Source organism: Photobacterium sp. ABD4_091 (genome assembly GCF_056160145.1).
In genome coordinates this window covers 219,295-234,638 of record NZ_JBSWWQ010000002.1, presented here as the reverse complement: position 1 = coordinate 234,638, position 15,344 = coordinate 219,295, and the positions used below count along the sequence as shown (strand labels likewise).

The following is a 15,344-nucleotide window of genomic DNA, read 5'->3' as shown; positions in this document are numbered from 1 at the left end:
TTCCTCAGGCTGAGCCTTGTTATCCATTTCTACTTTCTTGCAAGCAGGAAAGTAATGTTTCTTCATGCATGCAAGTTTAAGAAATTCTCTTGAATTGTTAAACACCTAAAACGGATAAAGACGATTATAGGCCGCCCATTAAAGTGTATTTGGTTTCAAGAAAATCTTCTAAGCCTTGCCTTGCACCTTCACGGCCCAGGCCTGATTCTTTAATACCGCCAAATGGGGCAACCTCAGTAGAAATCCCCCCCTCGTTAATCCCGACCATACCGTATTCCAGCGACTCACTGAATTTGAAGGCGCGAGACAGAGATCTCGTGTAGGCATATGAGGCAAGGCCAGAGCTGACATGATTAGCCCGGCGGATCACCTCATCGTCATCAGAGAAGCGGAATAAAGCAGCAACCGGGCCGAATGTTTCATCAGAAGCAATCAGCATGTCGTCGTTCATTTCGGTCAGTACTTGAGGCGGGAAGAAGTGGGTGCCTTCAGGTTGCGGTTCGCCGTAAGCAAGGGTTGCACCTTTTGCCACAGCATCATCAATATGGCTTTGCACTTTAGCAACCGCAGCTGCATTAATTAGAGGCCCAAGGTTTGCTCCTTCCTCAAACCCATCCGCGACTTTAAGGGCTTTGACTTTTTCAACCAATTTCGCCGTAAACTCGTCATACACTTTGTCATGGACATAGATCCTGTTAGCACAGATACAAGTCTGTCCGGCATTACGGAATTTTGCCAGCATCACCCCGTCAATGGCTTTATCGAGATCGGCATCATCACAGACAATAAACGGTGCATTACCACCCAGTTCCAGTGCCAGCTTCTTCACCGTATCAGCCGACTGCGCCATCAAGAGTTTTCCAACACCGGTAGAGCCGGTAAAAGAAATCTTCTTCACTACAGGGTTTTCGGTCAAAGCCCCGCCAATCGACACCGCATCGCCGGTGATCACGCTAAACAACCCAGCCGGGATCCCTGCTCTATCAGCAAGCTCAGCCAACGCCAGCGCCGTCAGGGGAGTATCCGGCGCAGGTTTGAGCACAACTGCGCACCCAGCCGCAAAGGCCGGCCCGCATTTACGGGTGATCATTGCTGCTGGAAAGTTCCATGGCGTGATTGCCCCCACGACACCAATAGGCTGCTTCGACACTAAGATCCGAGCATCCGGCTTATGGCTAGGAACCATTTCCCCGTAAGAGCGCTTCGCTTCTTCGGCATACCATTCCACAAAACTGGCCGCATAGGTGATTTCACCTTTTGCTTCCGCCAATGGCTTGCCCTGCTCCAATGTAAGGATGGTTGCCAAATCTTCGGTGTTTTCGACAATCAGCTCATACCAGCGGCGCAAAATGGTTGCCCGCTCTTTCGCCGTTCGTACTGCCCACTCACCCTGAGTTTTCTCGGCTGCATGGATAGCAGAAAGTGTCTCATCACGGCCAAGACTCGGTACTGTTGCAATCAACTCGCCCGTTGATGGGTTGGTCACTGGGGTATAAGCATCATCAATGGCAGTCACCCATTTACCTGCTACGAAGCAAGCCTGTTTCAGTAGTTGGGGATCATGTAGCTTCACGAAGTTTTCCTCTGGCGGCATCTGTTTAGCAACCAGCATAATGACTTACGGGGATAGTTTGAAGTTAGCTTGATCGTGTTTTCAGACATGGGTGACATTTTATGACTAAGTAACCAAGCAATCTGTTACATCCAATCACAAAATAGCAACCACAGAGACATATTACGGATATCAATACGATTGCGTCAGGTTACACAGTCAATTATTCTGTTTGAACAAAGACAAACACACACAACAAAAGACAATCGAATGAAACGCGAACATAACTACCCAATCGGAACACCAGGCACGCCATGGGGCGACGAAGAAAAAGCACAATGGCTGGCGCAAACAACCATTAAGCGCTCGTACCAAGAAGAAGTGGTATCTAAAATCAAAGCGCTAGAAGCAGACTTCGACCTAGTCCAGTACGGTGCGCTTAGCTACGATGTAGAGAAATACCCGCTGTTTTCCATCAAAACCCGCAATTGGGACAGCAGCAAGCCCGTTGTTCTAGTTACTGGTGGTGTTCACGGTTACGAAACCAGTGGTGTACACGGTGCCCTGCAATTTGCACAAAACAAAGCAGCGCAATACAGCGATCGTTTCAATATTGTGATTGCGCCTTGCGTCAGCCCTTGGGGCTACGAAGTGATCAACCGCTGGAACCCTAACACGGTCGATCCAAACCGCGCATTCTATGCCGACAGCCCTTCTGAAGAAGCAGCCAACCTGATGAAGATGGTTAACGAGTTGGAAGGCGAAGTACTGATCCATATCGACCTGCACGAAACCACAGATTCCGATGAGCTGGAATTCCGCCCGGCCCGTGAAGCCCGTGACGGTAAACTATACATTGAAGACGGTGTGCCGGATGGCTTCTACACCGTTGGTGATACCGAGAACCCTCAGCCTGAATTCCAAAAGGCAATCATCGACTCTGTTCGCAAAGTGACTCATATCGCGCCGCCAGATGCCGATGGCAATATCATCGGTAGCCCTTTACAGCAAGAAGGTGTGATCAACTACCCACTGAAAAAGCTGAGCCTGTGCAACGGTATTACTGATTGTACTTACGGCACCACCACAGAGGTCTACCCGGACAGCGACCGTGCAACACCCGAGCAATGCAATGACGCGCAAGTAGCGGCTATCACTGGCGCGCTGGATTATGTCGTCACGCAACTGGGCTAACTGCTACGGTAATAAGCAATAGACTCAAGCTGGAGCGAACCACTCCAGCTTGATCCCCCCTTAGGCGCAACGTTCAAAATACCTTCCCATATTATAAGTTTCGATTCACCTCTCGCTTTATCCCACCCATTTCACTATTTCAGCAGCTATAATTTATTACTTTCAATGTGTTATAAATTTTGGTGGTTATGCGTTTTTTCTTATTTGTCACATTGACGGCTCTACTGAGTGCGTGCGCCACTCCATATTCAAATTTTCACACCCAGGATCTACAAGGGTGCTTTAACCGGCTGGTGACTTTCAAACAAGAAGTAAACCGCCAACAGGTCAAAGATGCTCAGGTGGTTAACCACAAGGCTTTCCCCTACCTTGCTTTTGATCGTTTCAGCCAATCACAACTCAAACGATTATCCACCCAACAAGACCGCGAGCAATGGCTCGACTACACAGCTCGGCTTGCTTCTGACCAGCGCCGTGCCGAATACAACAACCTGATAGTGAACAACTTTGACTTGCCTGCGCTAGATGCCTGTGCTGAACAACTCGTGGCCAAAGCCAAAGTCAACAATGAAGTTTGGACAGCCATTACCGAACGACCAGTCACAATTGCTGATAGCTATGAGCCTTGGCTGCGTGTGTTTGGGCTCTACCCCATCAGTAGCCAACTCGCCCAATCGTCTATCAATACGGAAAAAAAGCGGATTTTGGCTGGCTTTAATGAGCCGACAAACGAAACAACTCATTACCAGCTAACTAAAGAAACGGTTGGGAATCAGAGGCATCTAACCCAGCCAAAAATAGTGCAATGGTTCAACGAGGCACTCGATGCATCAACCATGCACTGGCCACAATTAAACGATGATCAAATTTCACAGCTATACCACTATTATTCGCCATTAGTATCCGTAGAACACGCTTCTGGTGATGATATCCCGGGGACGGTGTACTTCGATGGCCACCAGAAGAAACCAGCCGTTAATACTTCACAGCCGGCTATCTATTTTCACCACAGCTATACACAGCTCTACGGTAAAACCTACCTACAACTGAACTACAACCTATGGTTTGCCAACCGCACGGCGACATCTTCTTTAGACCCTTATGCAGGAAAGTTTGATGGCGTATTACTGCGCCTAACTCTCGACCACCAAGGCCGACCTATGCTGCTCGACTCAATTCACCACTGTGGTTGCTACCATATGGTCTTCAATTTCAGTAAAGGGTTAGCTTTTGCCAATGCAACCCCCGACATTGAGTCGCCTTTGATCTTTCAGCGCACAGCCCCCAATGATCTTGTTGAAGCTACACCGGCTTGGTCTGTCACCCTATCCCATGGCGAGCATATGATTAAACAGGTTGAGTGGCTAAATGAGGGGGATTTAGACACCGACCTTTCAATCCAGCCTCTTGCCGGCCACAGCTATAACCAGCTACGGCAACTCCCGATGCAAAAGCACCATTCAATAAGCCTTTTCGATCAAAGTGGAATGCTTCCGAGCAGTGAACGGCTGGAAAGTACCTACCTGTGGCCTTTTGGCATTCCGTCTGCGGGTGCTATGCGCCAACTCGGCCATCATGCTATAGCCTTTATCGGTATTCGCCATTTCGATGATCCTCAGGTATTGGAACAAATCCTTCGTCCGGCCCCTCAGCCCTAGGGGAGCGATCACACGAGCAAGACACGATCAATATGAGAATGAAAATAAATTTGAATTGGTGTTAGGATACACGTTTGCGATATCAGTTTGTTTTCGCTAGTAAAGGAGCTACCTGTGCAAACCTCATTCATCGACGGTGATTTGCTTTACCGTCAGCATACTTTTGAAGTCCCTCTCGATTACAGCCAGCCAGATGCACAAGCCATCTCGGTATTTGCCCGCGAAGTGGTCGATGTTGCAAGGCAAAATGATGACCTACCTTGGCTAGTTTATTTCCAGGGGGGACCCGGGTTCCCATCACCTCGCCCCGATAGCCGCTCAGGCTGGCTGAAGCGAGCACTGCAGCAATACCGAGTGCTATTGTTGGATCAACGCGGGACTGGCAACAGCACAGTGATCAGCCATCAAACATTGGCTCACATGTCAGCCTCTGAACAAGCCGACTACTTAAGCCATTTCCGCGCCGACAATATTGTCCGTGATGCAGAAACCATCCGGGAAAAACTCGGTGTAAAGCAGTGGGCAACACTAGGCCAAAGCTTTGGCGGCTTCTGCTCGCTGACCTACCTGTCTTTCTACCCGCAAAGCCTGAGCCGTGCATACATCACCGGTGGGGTGCCTCCGCTCTCCCGTCATGCCGATGATGTGTACCAGGCGACTTACCAACGGGTACAGGACAAGAACGATGCGTTCTTTGCCCAGTTCCCATCAGCACAGGCGCAATGCCAGAAAATCGCCGATTACCTGCTTGATCACGATGTCCGCCTGCCTAATGGGCAGCGCTTCACCGTAGAGCAGTTCCAGATGATTGGGATTAACCTTGGCCGCAGCAATGCCAATGTGCCAATGTACTACCTGCTTGAAGATGCCTTTGTGGAAGCCAATGGCAAAGAAACCCTGAGCTACGCTTTCCTTAACGCCATGCTGGCCGAGCAAAGCCACCAGACTAACCCTATCTACGCAATTTTGCATGAGCCTTTATATTGCCAGCATTCAGCATCGAATTGGTCAGCTCACCGGGTACGCAACAGCTTCCCGCAGTTCAACTACCAGAAAGGGAATGTTTTCCAGTTTACAGGGGAAATGGTCTACCCTTGGATGTTTGAGCAGTTTAAGTGCCTCAAGCCATTGCAAGAAGCCGCTAACCTACTGGCAGAGCGCACTGATTGGGCGGATTTATATGACTTACAAGCGCTGGCTAACAACACCGTTCCAGTTGCATGTGCGGTTTACGCCGAAGATATGTATGTAGAAATGCAGTACTCGCTGGAAACTTTGAAAGGCGTTCCAAACAGCAAAGCCTGGATCACCAACGAGTATGAGCACAACGGACTTCGTGCCGACGGTGAGCGTATTTTGGATAAGCTGATCCAAATGGCTGATGGCGTGGCGAACTTGCCATAAGCCAGGATAAATTTATCCCCTGCTAGCCGATCGCTATTTGGGGATAAATTCCACAGTTAACCCATTGAAAAACCTTTTCCACCAAAGTTTTGCAAGAGTTCTGTCAGATTTACTGAATCTCTGCTGAATTACAACCAATAAGCCACTTCCGAGCTACCTTTAAACAGTACACTTAAATCAATTGAATTTTCCTTCGCTGATTGATACAGGAAACCTATGACTTCCTTACGACTGTTGACCACCTTGTGCTTGGCAGCCTTTGCCTCCTCACCCGCCATGGCACAAAACACCCAGTATGAAAGCATTATCAAAAGCCGCAGCCAAATTGATGATAAAGTCGTCCTAGGCCGCACTGAACTCGTTTATTTTCCTGCTATTGATTCGCTCGATAACATTGGCATCCCCGCCAAGATTGATACTGGTGCGGATTCAACCTCTATCCATGCTGACAATATCGTTATTTCTACCGATGAACCGAAATTTGAAGGATTGAGTGGCGACAAGCTGCTTGATGCCATCGCCGTGGAATACGACGCCCTTGGCAGTACCCAGCTGCGAGACCGGAAAGACAAAACCAATATCATGGTGAGCTTTGATATCATGCACCCATATACCGGTGAGCTGATCCGCCTTGAGAACCCCCTTTTTCGTCTAGCCATGATCAAAAGCCGGGGAGATGGACACCTTGCTCGCCCAGTGGTTGAACTGGATCTGACCATTGCAGGGCAAACAGTTCGAACCGAAGTTAACCTAACTAATCGCGACAGGTTTTCGTACCCTATTCTGATCGGTAAAACGTTCCTGAAGAATACAGCCTGGGTTGATGCCGGGTTCGATTATCTTCAATCGCAACCCGATGCGCATATTATTGGCCGCAAAGAAAAAGCCACTATCGACAATGTACCGCTTGAAGTCAGTACCTCCTTTGATAGCCGTTACAGTATTCTCCATGCCCTTGATATCAAGGTCGATGAAGAAAGCCGCAGTGTTACCTTTACACTGGTCGGCCAAGACAAGACGCGCAAAACGATGACCAAGCCTCTGAGCCGTATGCTGCGATTTAGCAATGCTCAACGGCCAATGGTTTACCTGCCAGTGAAGCTAGGAGACGCAGAACAGTATATCCAGGTATACCTCAAAGACCGTTCAAAGAATCACAGCCAGCTTCGCCTCGGAACAGAAGCCCTTAACCAATACTTTGTAGTCAACCTCGGGGCGAGCTACTTGGGTAAGTCAGATTTGGCCCCTATATCGACCATGGCCAATGACGATTCTATTTTGATGATAAGCGGTGAAGAAACCGTCAAAATAGATGGTGTAAACATCAATGCCGGACCTTCGGGGATCATTAAAACGCCTCTGCTAAAGGTATCGCAGATTGATGAGCAGAGAACAGAATACGGGCGGATGATCCAATACACCATTAAAGATGCCGATGGCAAGACTCATCGTCTGGACAAGCCGCTCAAAAGAAAGATCCGCGTGGACGATCAAGTTCGTCCGATTGTCGGAACAGAGATTTCACTGCCTTCATCCATGCTGCTTCGTGACATAGCCCTTGAAACACGAGAGCAAGATGACAGCACATACAGCCAATTAGAAATCAGCCCTGACCTTGTCCCTGGAGCCCTGCTCATCAATACCCGGACAACGCAATTGCTCGAGAAAGATACCCCAAAACAAGCAGGGTATATCGAACAACTGGATATGGATAAAATGCGGTTCCCGGTCAAACTGGATACCGGTGCGGATGTTAGCTCCATGCATGCCACCGACATTGAAACCTTCACCGAAAACGGAAAGGAGATGGTCACTTTCACCTACGGTAACCATCAAGGGGATGAAAAAACCTACACCCGTGAAGTCGTGAAAACCATGCGCATTAAAGCCCGTGCGGGTGAGAAGCCAAGCACGCGTTATGTGGTGAAGATGAAGGTTAAATTGGATGGGATGGAAAAGGAAATCAATGTAAACCTGCGCGACCGTAGCCGGTTCGAATACAGTATGATTTTGGGCAAGAACTTCCTTAAGCACAATGTCGTCGTCAGCAGTGATGACCAGTTCCTACTGACTAAACAGAAATAGTCTCTTGCTAACCTCGCCCACTGAAACAAAAGGAGCTAAAAAGCTCCTTTTGTTTTATTTACTACTGATTCCGTTATCTATTGGCGTTAAGACTCACCAGCGAAAGTAAATCAATGTCAAAGTGCAGGACTTTTTGCGTCGATTAATTACAATTAAATAATTATTAAATTGATGATTACTTTCTTAGGGAATGAGTATGAACACTCAAAAGCTAGTTTTGTCTGTTGCAGGGATGCTAATTACCTTCCCCACGCTTGCCGTTGGTGTCTCTGAATGGCTCCACTGCCCCATTATTGAAATGATGTACTAAGCCTGTGCTTAGCGTTATCAACCGGACAGCAGAACCCATTCACCGTTATTCAGACTAAATCGATACTGATTGCTTGTCTTCAATCGTCAAGGTACGGATAGGTTTTGCTGGCGAACCAACGCACACCGTATTGGCTGGCAAATCTTTCGTTACCACACTTCCCGCACCAACAACCACGTTATCACCAATAGTCACCCCCGGGCAGACGGTCACATTGGCTCCAAACCATACGTCATTGCCTATGGTGATCTCTTTTGCAAATTCTTCACCGGAAGCGCGCTCGACGGGATCGAGCGGGTGGCCAGCAGTGGCAATCACCACCCCCGGCGCCAGTAAGCAGTTATCACCAATATTGATCGGCGCGCAATCTAGGATGGTACAACCATGGTTCGCATAAAAGCCCTTACCCACCTTTAGGTTGTAGCCATAATCACAGTTAAACGGCGACTCGATCCATGCATCGGTCTCTTTGCCTAACAGCTCATTAATTAAGGCCTGGCGGGGATCTTTTTCGGTAGGGCATGTTTGGTTCAGCGCGAAGCAAAGCTTCTTTGCTTTTTGGCGGTCTGCGACAAGCTCTTCATCCCAAGCCTGATACATCTCACCCGTTATCATCTTCTGTTTTTCGGTTAACGCCATGTTGGATCTGCACCTTATCAATCCGGCAACGCCGGTAAAAAAGAAGCCAACATTATTCCCCAGCAACATTCCTATTGCTGCTTTTACGCTGTTTTACGTTGCTAAAAACTAGAGCGGATCACATTCAGCGCAGGCAATTGGGAAAGTTCCCAAAGCGTGTAATACCCCAATAATTAACCGACAACAATCTATTCACTAGACAACTAGCTCGTTCACCATCGTTTAGTGGCTCTGTATTGACAACTTACTTAGAAATGTACAAGAACGTGAAGTTAGGCATGTTTTATCGTGGAAGGCATCCCGATGAAAATGCCTAGTTATTTATTAGATTTTTGATATCTGCCTAGTTTTATTGACATTTTGCATGACAAATATCAAAGCCTGAAAATTCATTTCTGCATTCTTCAAAAGAAGATAAAAAGATGCTCCTTTTGCTTTATTTTGACTAAAACTGAGAATGTTTTTCTCCAGCAGCTAGCACTATTATGCCTGCACAACGTTTCCAACTCACATTGCGTTGATTAAGTGCTTGGTGCTGTGTTTCAACCTTGATTTCATATACATCAAACACTTAAGCCAAAAAGTGATAATAATAAACCTTACATGGAGTAGCTATGAGCACGCAAACAGAAACCCTTCGCGGTACCCCCGAGCACCTCCCTCCGCATATCAAAGCAGGCATGACTGAATCGGAATGGAAGCAAGCCATCAAGTTCGACAATGTGGATATCGGTTGGGTCGTCATGAGTATCGGGATGGCCATCGGTGCAGGTATTGTATTCTTGCCTGTCCAGGTCGGTATCATGGGTATTTGGGTATTCCTCCTCTCTTCGATCATTGGCTATCCAGCCATGTACCTGTTCCAAAAACTCTTTATCAATACCCTTGCCGAATCAAAAGAATGTACAGATTACCCAGCTATCATTTCTGGTTACCTCGGAAAGAACTGGGGCATTGCTCTAGGGGTACTCTACTTCATCATGTTGGTGATCTGGGTATTGGTCTATTCGCTGGCAGTCACTAACGACAGCGCTTCCTACCTCCACTCTTTCGGAGTCACCGAAGGCTACTTAAATGAAAATGCGTTCTATGGCCTTGGGTTAATCTGCGTACTCTCATTCATTGGTAGTAAAGGTGAGAATTTACTATTCAAACTATCCGGTTTCATGGCTGTCACCGTGCTATCACTCGTTGCCGTAATGGGTTTACTACTGGTTGCACGCTGGGATTTTAACAATATCCCTGCTGTCGGTGAGTTTCTACCAATGTTCAAAGATGCCATCATCACACTGCCATTTACCCTAACCTCAATCCTGTTTATCCAGTCCTTAAGCCCGATGGTAATCTCATACCGCTCTCATGAGAAATCCATCGAAGTGGCGCGCTACAAAGCCACCCGAGCCATGAAAGTTGCCTTCAGCATTCTATTTGTGATTGTGTTCTTCTTTGCCATCTCTTTCACCTTTGCCATTAGCCAAGAGCAAGCCCTGGATGCGATGAACAAGAACGTCTCTGCGCTGGCTATTATTGCCCATTACTACTCAGGCAGCTGGGCGACAGTGGCAGGAATCGTAATAAATATCTTTGCTGTGGTTACCTCATTCTTCGGGGTTTTCCTCGCTTTCCGAGAAGCATGTAAAGGCTTGGCAATGAACATCTTGCTTCGCAAGTACAAAGAGGAAGAGATCAACAAGGAGTGGGTCAATAGAGGCGTTATCACCTTCATAATCCTGCTTGCTTGGTCCGCCATTGCCTTGAACGCACCAATACTGTCATTCACTTCAATCTGTAGCCCTGTTTTCGGCTTGGTTGGATGCTTGATCCCGGCTTACTTGGTTTACCAAGTACCATCACTGCACAAATACAAAGGCCCGGCAACCTATATGATTATCGCAACAGGCATCTTGTTGTGTATCTCACCAATCTTGGCTTTCATCTGATTTAACTTACTATCATAAGCCCGCAAGCCCACAACCACTTAATCGTATTGTGGGCTTTTATTTGCCATCAGCTCAATCTCAACACAGCTTCCAAAACGACAAGCACATTTACCCCGCCCAACAAAAACAAACTGAAGTGACTCGCACAACACAAAATTGCTTATTTTCCATACAGGCAGATATAGCCTCTACCACAATGGATTAGAAAACCCTTCAATAGATAATTAATTCAAATATTCACTACTGGTTAGATAGTTCACCCAAAAACTACCAGCACATTGGTTTATCAGACCACTGCGGTAGTTCTAACTCTTCCTCTAACATCACTTTATAGTTAGTGAGTTACATACTTATTGTGCTCGCAAATAGGGCAATTCAAACCTATGACGCTCGTGCACTCTCCTGAGTCATGTTGAGCGATACCGTCAACATCAGTAGTCACACAGGATCGGCATGGATTAGCACAACTTACAGACAACAATCTGGATTAAAGGATTAATGACATGTTGAAACAGCAATCCCTCCTCGCCTTGCTAGGCTGTGCGCTATCAGCAAGCAGCCTCGCGATGACCATCCAACCTGATCCCGAGACGCCAGGAGGCTATCTCGTATTGCGCGCCGATGTCTTAGCGGCAGAGCAAGCTAAGACAGCCAATCCAATGTACGCCCTTTGGGCCGATGCTCTCAGAACCTTGCCAAATAACAAAGTTGAGGCGATACAACCCGGTTTAGCGAGCAACCCAGCTAACGCTATCCGTGCAGAAAAAGTGTTTCCCGAGACCGAGTGGAACTACCTCACCCAGATGGCTGCGCCAGAATATACCTATACCCGCTTCCTAAGAGCGATTGGTAAATTCCCCGCTTTTTGCGGTGACTACACTGACGGCAGAGATGCCGATGCCATCTGTAAGAAATCGATCGTTACCGCCTTCGCCCACTTTGCGCAAGAAACCGGTGGACACATTGCCGTTGATAATACCTGGGATAACCCAAAAGGCTTGGAGGAATGGCAGCAAAGCTTAGTCCATGTCCGTGAAATGGGCTGGTCAGAAGGTCAACCAGGGTATACCACTGGCTGCGGACAGAATGACTGGCAAAATAAGAAATGGCCATGCTCGGCTGGGCAAGGGTATTTTGGCCGCGGTGCCAAGCAACTCTCTTACCACTTCAACTACGGCGCCTTCTCAGAAGTCATGTTTGATGGTGATGCCACGATTCTCTTGAATAACCCGGGATTGGTTGCTGACTCTTGGCTGAATCTGGCTTCTGCCATTTGGTTCTTCCTAACGCCGCAAGCGCCGAAACCCGCGATGCTCCATGTCATTGACCGTACCTGGTCACCATCCCAATTAGAGATCGACGCCGGTATCGGTTATGGCTTCGGTACCACTATCAATATCATTAATGGTGGCATTGAATGCGGGGAGCACAACAAAGACAAGGGGCAGCCGGTCAACCGTATCCGCTACTGGGAAGGGCTATCAAACTACTACCAGATCCCTGTTCCAAGTGATGAGGCAAATACCTGCTGGCAACAAACCCCTTATGGCAGCTTGAATCTTCAGGGTGCTGCCGATGTCCTATACACCAACTGGGACGGCGATTGGTCTTATCATGCCGACCGACCTGAAGGAGTATCGTTTGAGTGTAAGCTAGTTGGCTACCAAACCGCTTATTCAGCCTTGGTTGAAGGGGATTACGAGAAGTGTGTCGCCAACCTCTATGAATCCCATGCCGGCTGGCCGAAAGTCAAAGTGGTTAATGACCTAGGCACTATCGATCCTCCTACTAAGCCTCCCGTGACAGGCGACCATCCTGCATGGAATAGCACTGCCGTTTATGTGGGCGGAGACAAGGTCAGCTACAAAGGCGTTAATTATCAGGCCAAGTGGTGGTCGCAGGGCAACGAGCCTACCAAGGGCGATCCCTGGAAAAGAATATAAGTAAAAATGAAGTAATCAAACGCCCACCTTAAAAGTGGGCGTTCTTATTCAAGCAAACGCTAAATAAGTTAGCCTTTAACTGCAATCACTTCAATTTCGACTTTAGCATCAAGAGGTAGTCGAGCGACTTCTACGCAACTACGGGCCGGGCAGTTTTCACCAAAGAATGCCGCGTACACTTCATTTACCGTGGCAAAATCATTCAGGTCTTTAACAAATACTGTCGCTTTCACGATGTCAGCTTTTGTCATACCCGCTTCGTTGACTATCGCTTCCACATTCGCCAGCGACTGCTTTGCCTGCGCCGCTACGTCTTCAGGCATGGTGTTGGTTTCTGGGTTCAGCGGCAGTTGGCCTGAAGTGATCAGCATATTGCCAAAGTGCTTGCCTTGTACATATGGGCCAACGGCTGCAGGGGCATTCACGGTATTGATTGTTTGAGTCATTGTTTTTTCCTTTTCGCGGTATCGGGCTGATTAGCAAGTCATTACCTGCTGCAATAAGCCCTTAATCTTGATAGAAATATACACTGCAATCAGGAGAAATTATTTTCTAAGTTTTCTGCAAATCTCCACAGAGATAGAATATTTTTCTCTGGCACAGGACGAACTCTGATAAACACTAATCAGCACTGAACTGGGTCCGAAACCAATTTCTTAATGCCAGTACACTCTCTTCTTTAAGCTTTTCCGCCAAGCAGACAAAATAGAACTCTTGATGCGGGTTCAACACCGGCGCCCCCACCTGCACCAGCATATTGTGCTTGATATCGTCTCGGACAAACTGCTTGTGGGTAATGAGCACCCCCAACCTTCTAATGGTTGCCTGAACGGCTTGCACCGATGCGGTAAAAGTTAAGTTTTTCTGTTGGCTCGGCACTGCCAGCTGATGATGGTCACACCATACTTGCCAGTCATTCTGCCTTCTTGGATTCGTCGCAAAAATTGCCGGATAGGTTGCCAGCAGCTGTTGGGGAGTTGGCTGCTGGATACCTTCCAGCAAATGAGGGCTGCACACCATAATAAGCTCATCATCGCCAAGCTTTTCACAGTAATAATCCTGCCAGTCATCAGTTTTACCGTGCAGCAAAGCCACATCAACGCCCTCCCTTTCCAAATCGAAAGCGTGGATGATATTGGAGATACGGATATCAATATGGGGAGCGTATTCGTTGAAGTCAGGAACGCGGGGGATCCACCAGTGCAGGGCCAGGGAGTTAACCATGTTCAACGTAATTCGGTTGCTTGGCTTCTTACTGGCTATCGCTTCACTGGCTTCAACAATTTGAGCCAAAGCCGGAGCAACCTTGCGGTAATACTTGCGTCCCACCGGGTTCAGCTCGACCCGGCGCCCTACCCTACGGAACAAGCTGACATCAAGCTGAGATTCCAGCGCCTTGATCGCCTGGCTGACAGCCGAGTGACTGACGCTGAGTACCTCGGCAGCATCGGTCATACTGCCGGTTTCCGCGACAGCAACAAAAGCATAAATTGACTTCAGAGGAACCAGCTTTCTCATATGTAAGTTTTTCTAACAGTTTTAGTCAGTATTACTCGCTTTTTTCCTCGAGGCAAGCAACCTAAAATCAAACCATATAAAACTCTACAGCAAGCTCAACCATCAAAGACATTCAGAGCAATTAACACCAGCAGTAGTAAATACCACTGAAAACCCACGCCTTAACCAAATTAGGAGTTTACATTCATGCCGACAGACCTCAGGCCCGTTCTTTTTATGCTTATCTCAACTTTCAGCCTGTCGTTTAATGGCCTTATGGGAAAATTGCTGACAGAGAGTTTCAGTACCGAAGTGCTCGGTTTCCTGCGGTTCATTCTTCCTGCTAGCATTATGTTACTCATGCTAAAAAGTACTGGCTGGGTGATACCGAATAAACAAAACAGCCGGCCAATTATTATCCGGGCATTGTGTGTAGTTGGCAGCCAACTCTGCTTTCTTGCCGCATTAAACGAACTAACCCTGGTTGAAAGCGTGGTACTTTTCAGCACCGGGCCACTGTTTATCCCAGTGTTAGAAAAGTTGATGTATCGAACACCTATTCAAGGCTTCACTTTAGCCTGTCTCGCCATGACATTTTGCGGGGTGTTGCTTCAAGCTGGAAACCCGACAGGTTTTGAATTACGTCCTGAATTACTCATTGGCCTAGCTGCAGGCGGGTTCAATGCCCTTTCGCAAGTCACCTTGTTCAAGGGCACCAAGTCAGACTTACCACCAGCGGCCTTGAATGGGTGGTGCTTTTTGCTGGCAGCAATCATCATATTGCCAGTCGCAACGATGAAAGTTGTCACCACTGACAGCCTGTTGATCGCCACCAACCCTTTTGATAGCAAAATGCTGGTCGGGCTCCTAGCTACACTGGCGGTGAGCATCGTTAGCACCCAAATGTTTCGCGCAAAAGCGTATAAGCTGGTGTCAACTGGGTCTCAGCTAGCCCCGTTGATTTTCACCAACTTGTTGTTTGCACTTATTTGGCAGATCTGCTTTTTTAATGAAACCCTTGAGGCCAACAAAGTACTAGGGATCAGTCTCATCGTACTTGCAACCATCATCAATACCTTTGGGCCAAAGTGGCTCCAGCACCAAAGGGCGGCAGCACATTAA

General features: G+C 47.8%; 10 protein-coding genes and 1 pseudogene. 7 read left to right on the top strand and 4 right to left on the bottom strand.

Annotated features, from left to right (window positions below; genetic code table 11):
- Positions 1 to 124: 124 nt before the first annotated feature.
- A complete protein-coding gene (locus tag ACXAGQ_RS15345) occupies positions 125 to 1,594 on the bottom strand; it encodes an NAD-dependent succinate-semialdehyde dehydrogenase (protein WP_475256595.1) in 1,470 nt (489 codons plus the stop codon).
- A gap of 228 nt (positions 1,595 to 1,822) precedes the next feature.
- Here ACXAGQ_RS15345 and ACXAGQ_RS15340 point away from each other — a divergent pair, with 228 nt between their 5' ends.
- The 4 genes from ACXAGQ_RS15340 (at position 1,823) to ACXAGQ_RS15325 (ending at position 7,893) form a co-directional block, all read left to right on the top strand.
- A complete protein-coding gene (locus ACXAGQ_RS15340) occupies positions 1,823 to 2,746 on the top strand; it encodes a M14 family metallopeptidase (protein WP_475255000.1) in 924 nt (307 codons plus the stop codon).
- Between the two features lie 293 nt (positions 2,747 to 3,039).
- The gene (locus tag ACXAGQ_RS15335; RefSeq protein ID WP_475254999.1) at positions 3,040 to 4,404 is read left to right on the top strand and encodes a hypothetical protein; all 1,365 of its coding nucleotides are present in this window, start codon (positions 3,040 to 3,042) and stop codon (positions 4,402 to 4,404) included.
- 114 nt (positions 4,405 to 4,518) lie between these two features.
- A complete protein-coding gene (locus tag ACXAGQ_RS15330) occupies positions 4,519 to 5,808 on the top strand; it encodes an alpha/beta fold hydrolase (RefSeq protein ID WP_475254997.1) in 1,290 nt (429 codons plus the stop codon).
- Positions 5,809 to 6,024: 216 nt separating this feature from the next.
- Positions 6,025 to 7,893, top strand: coding sequence for a putative ATP-dependent zinc protease (locus ACXAGQ_RS15325; protein WP_475254995.1), 1,869 nt, complete (start codon positions 6,025 to 6,027; stop codon positions 7,891 to 7,893).
- Positions 7,894 to 8,257: 364 nt separating this feature from the next.
- Here ACXAGQ_RS15325 and ACXAGQ_RS15320 read toward each other — a convergent pair whose 3' ends face one another.
- Complete coding sequence (locus tag ACXAGQ_RS15320; protein WP_475254993.1) at positions 8,258 to 8,842, bottom strand: sugar O-acetyltransferase; 585 nt, start codon at positions 8,840 to 8,842, stop codon at positions 8,258 to 8,260.
- A 614-nt stretch (positions 8,843 to 9,456) separates the two neighbouring features.
- Between ACXAGQ_RS15320 and ACXAGQ_RS15315 the strand changes: the two genes are divergently transcribed.
- Both ACXAGQ_RS15315 and ACXAGQ_RS15310 read left to right on the top strand, forming a co-directional pair.
- Complete coding sequence (locus tag ACXAGQ_RS15315; protein WP_475254991.1) at positions 9,457 to 10,782, top strand: SLC5/6 family protein; 1,326 nt, start codon at positions 9,457 to 9,459, stop codon at positions 10,780 to 10,782.
- Between the two features lie 503 nt (positions 10,783 to 11,285).
- Positions 11,286 to 12,713 (top strand): annotated as a pseudogene (locus ACXAGQ_RS15310) (chitinase); the annotation flags it as partial.
- 80 nt (positions 12,714 to 12,793) lie between these two features.
- Here the strand turns inward: ACXAGQ_RS15310 and ACXAGQ_RS15305 are convergent.
- Entirely contained in the window at positions 12,794 to 13,171 is a 378-nt protein-coding gene (locus tag ACXAGQ_RS15305) for a RidA family protein (RefSeq protein ID WP_044620717.1), read from the bottom strand.
- Positions 13,172 to 13,346: 175 nt separating this feature from the next.
- Entirely contained in the window at positions 13,347 to 14,243 is an 897-nt protein-coding gene (locus tag ACXAGQ_RS15300; RefSeq protein ID WP_475254989.1) for a LysR substrate-binding domain-containing protein, read from the bottom strand.
- Positions 14,244 to 14,429: 186 nt separating this feature from the next.
- Here ACXAGQ_RS15300 and ACXAGQ_RS15295 point away from each other — a divergent pair, with 186 nt between their 5' ends.
- Positions 14,430 to 15,344, top strand: coding sequence for a DMT family transporter (locus tag ACXAGQ_RS15295; protein WP_475254987.1), 915 nt, complete (start codon positions 14,430 to 14,432; stop codon positions 15,342 to 15,344).

What these genes read in the sequence shown, in the direction of transcription:
- ACXAGQ_RS15300 (WP_475254989.1), bottom strand. Translation starts at nt 14,243, where the DNA reads ATGAGAAAGCTGGTTCCTCTGAAGTCAATTTATGCTTTTGTTGCTGTC.
- ACXAGQ_RS15340 (WP_475255000.1), top strand. Translation starts at nt 1,823, where the DNA reads ATGAAACGCGAACATAACTACCCAATCGGAACACCAGGCACGCCATGG.
- ACXAGQ_RS15325 (WP_475254995.1), top strand. Translation starts at nt 6,025, where the DNA reads ATGACTTCCTTACGACTGTTGACCACCTTGTGCTTGGCAGCCTTTGCC.
- ACXAGQ_RS15315 (WP_475254991.1), top strand. Translation starts at nt 9,457, where the DNA reads ATGAGCACGCAAACAGAAACCCTTCGCGGTACCCCCGAGCACCTCCCT.
- ACXAGQ_RS15320 (WP_475254993.1), bottom strand. Translation starts at nt 8,842, where the DNA reads ATGGCGTTAACCGAAAAACAGAAGATGATAACGGGTGAGATGTATCAG.
- ACXAGQ_RS15295 (WP_475254987.1), top strand. Translation starts at nt 14,430, where the DNA reads ATGCCGACAGACCTCAGGCCCGTTCTTTTTATGCTTATCTCAACTTTC.
- ACXAGQ_RS15345 (WP_475256595.1), bottom strand. Translation starts at nt 1,594, where the DNA reads ATGCCGCCAGAGGAAAACTTCGTGAAGCTACATGATCCCCAACTACTG.
- ACXAGQ_RS15305 (WP_044620717.1), bottom strand. Translation starts at nt 13,171, where the DNA reads ATGACTCAAACAATCAATACCGTGAATGCCCCTGCAGCCGTTGGCCCA.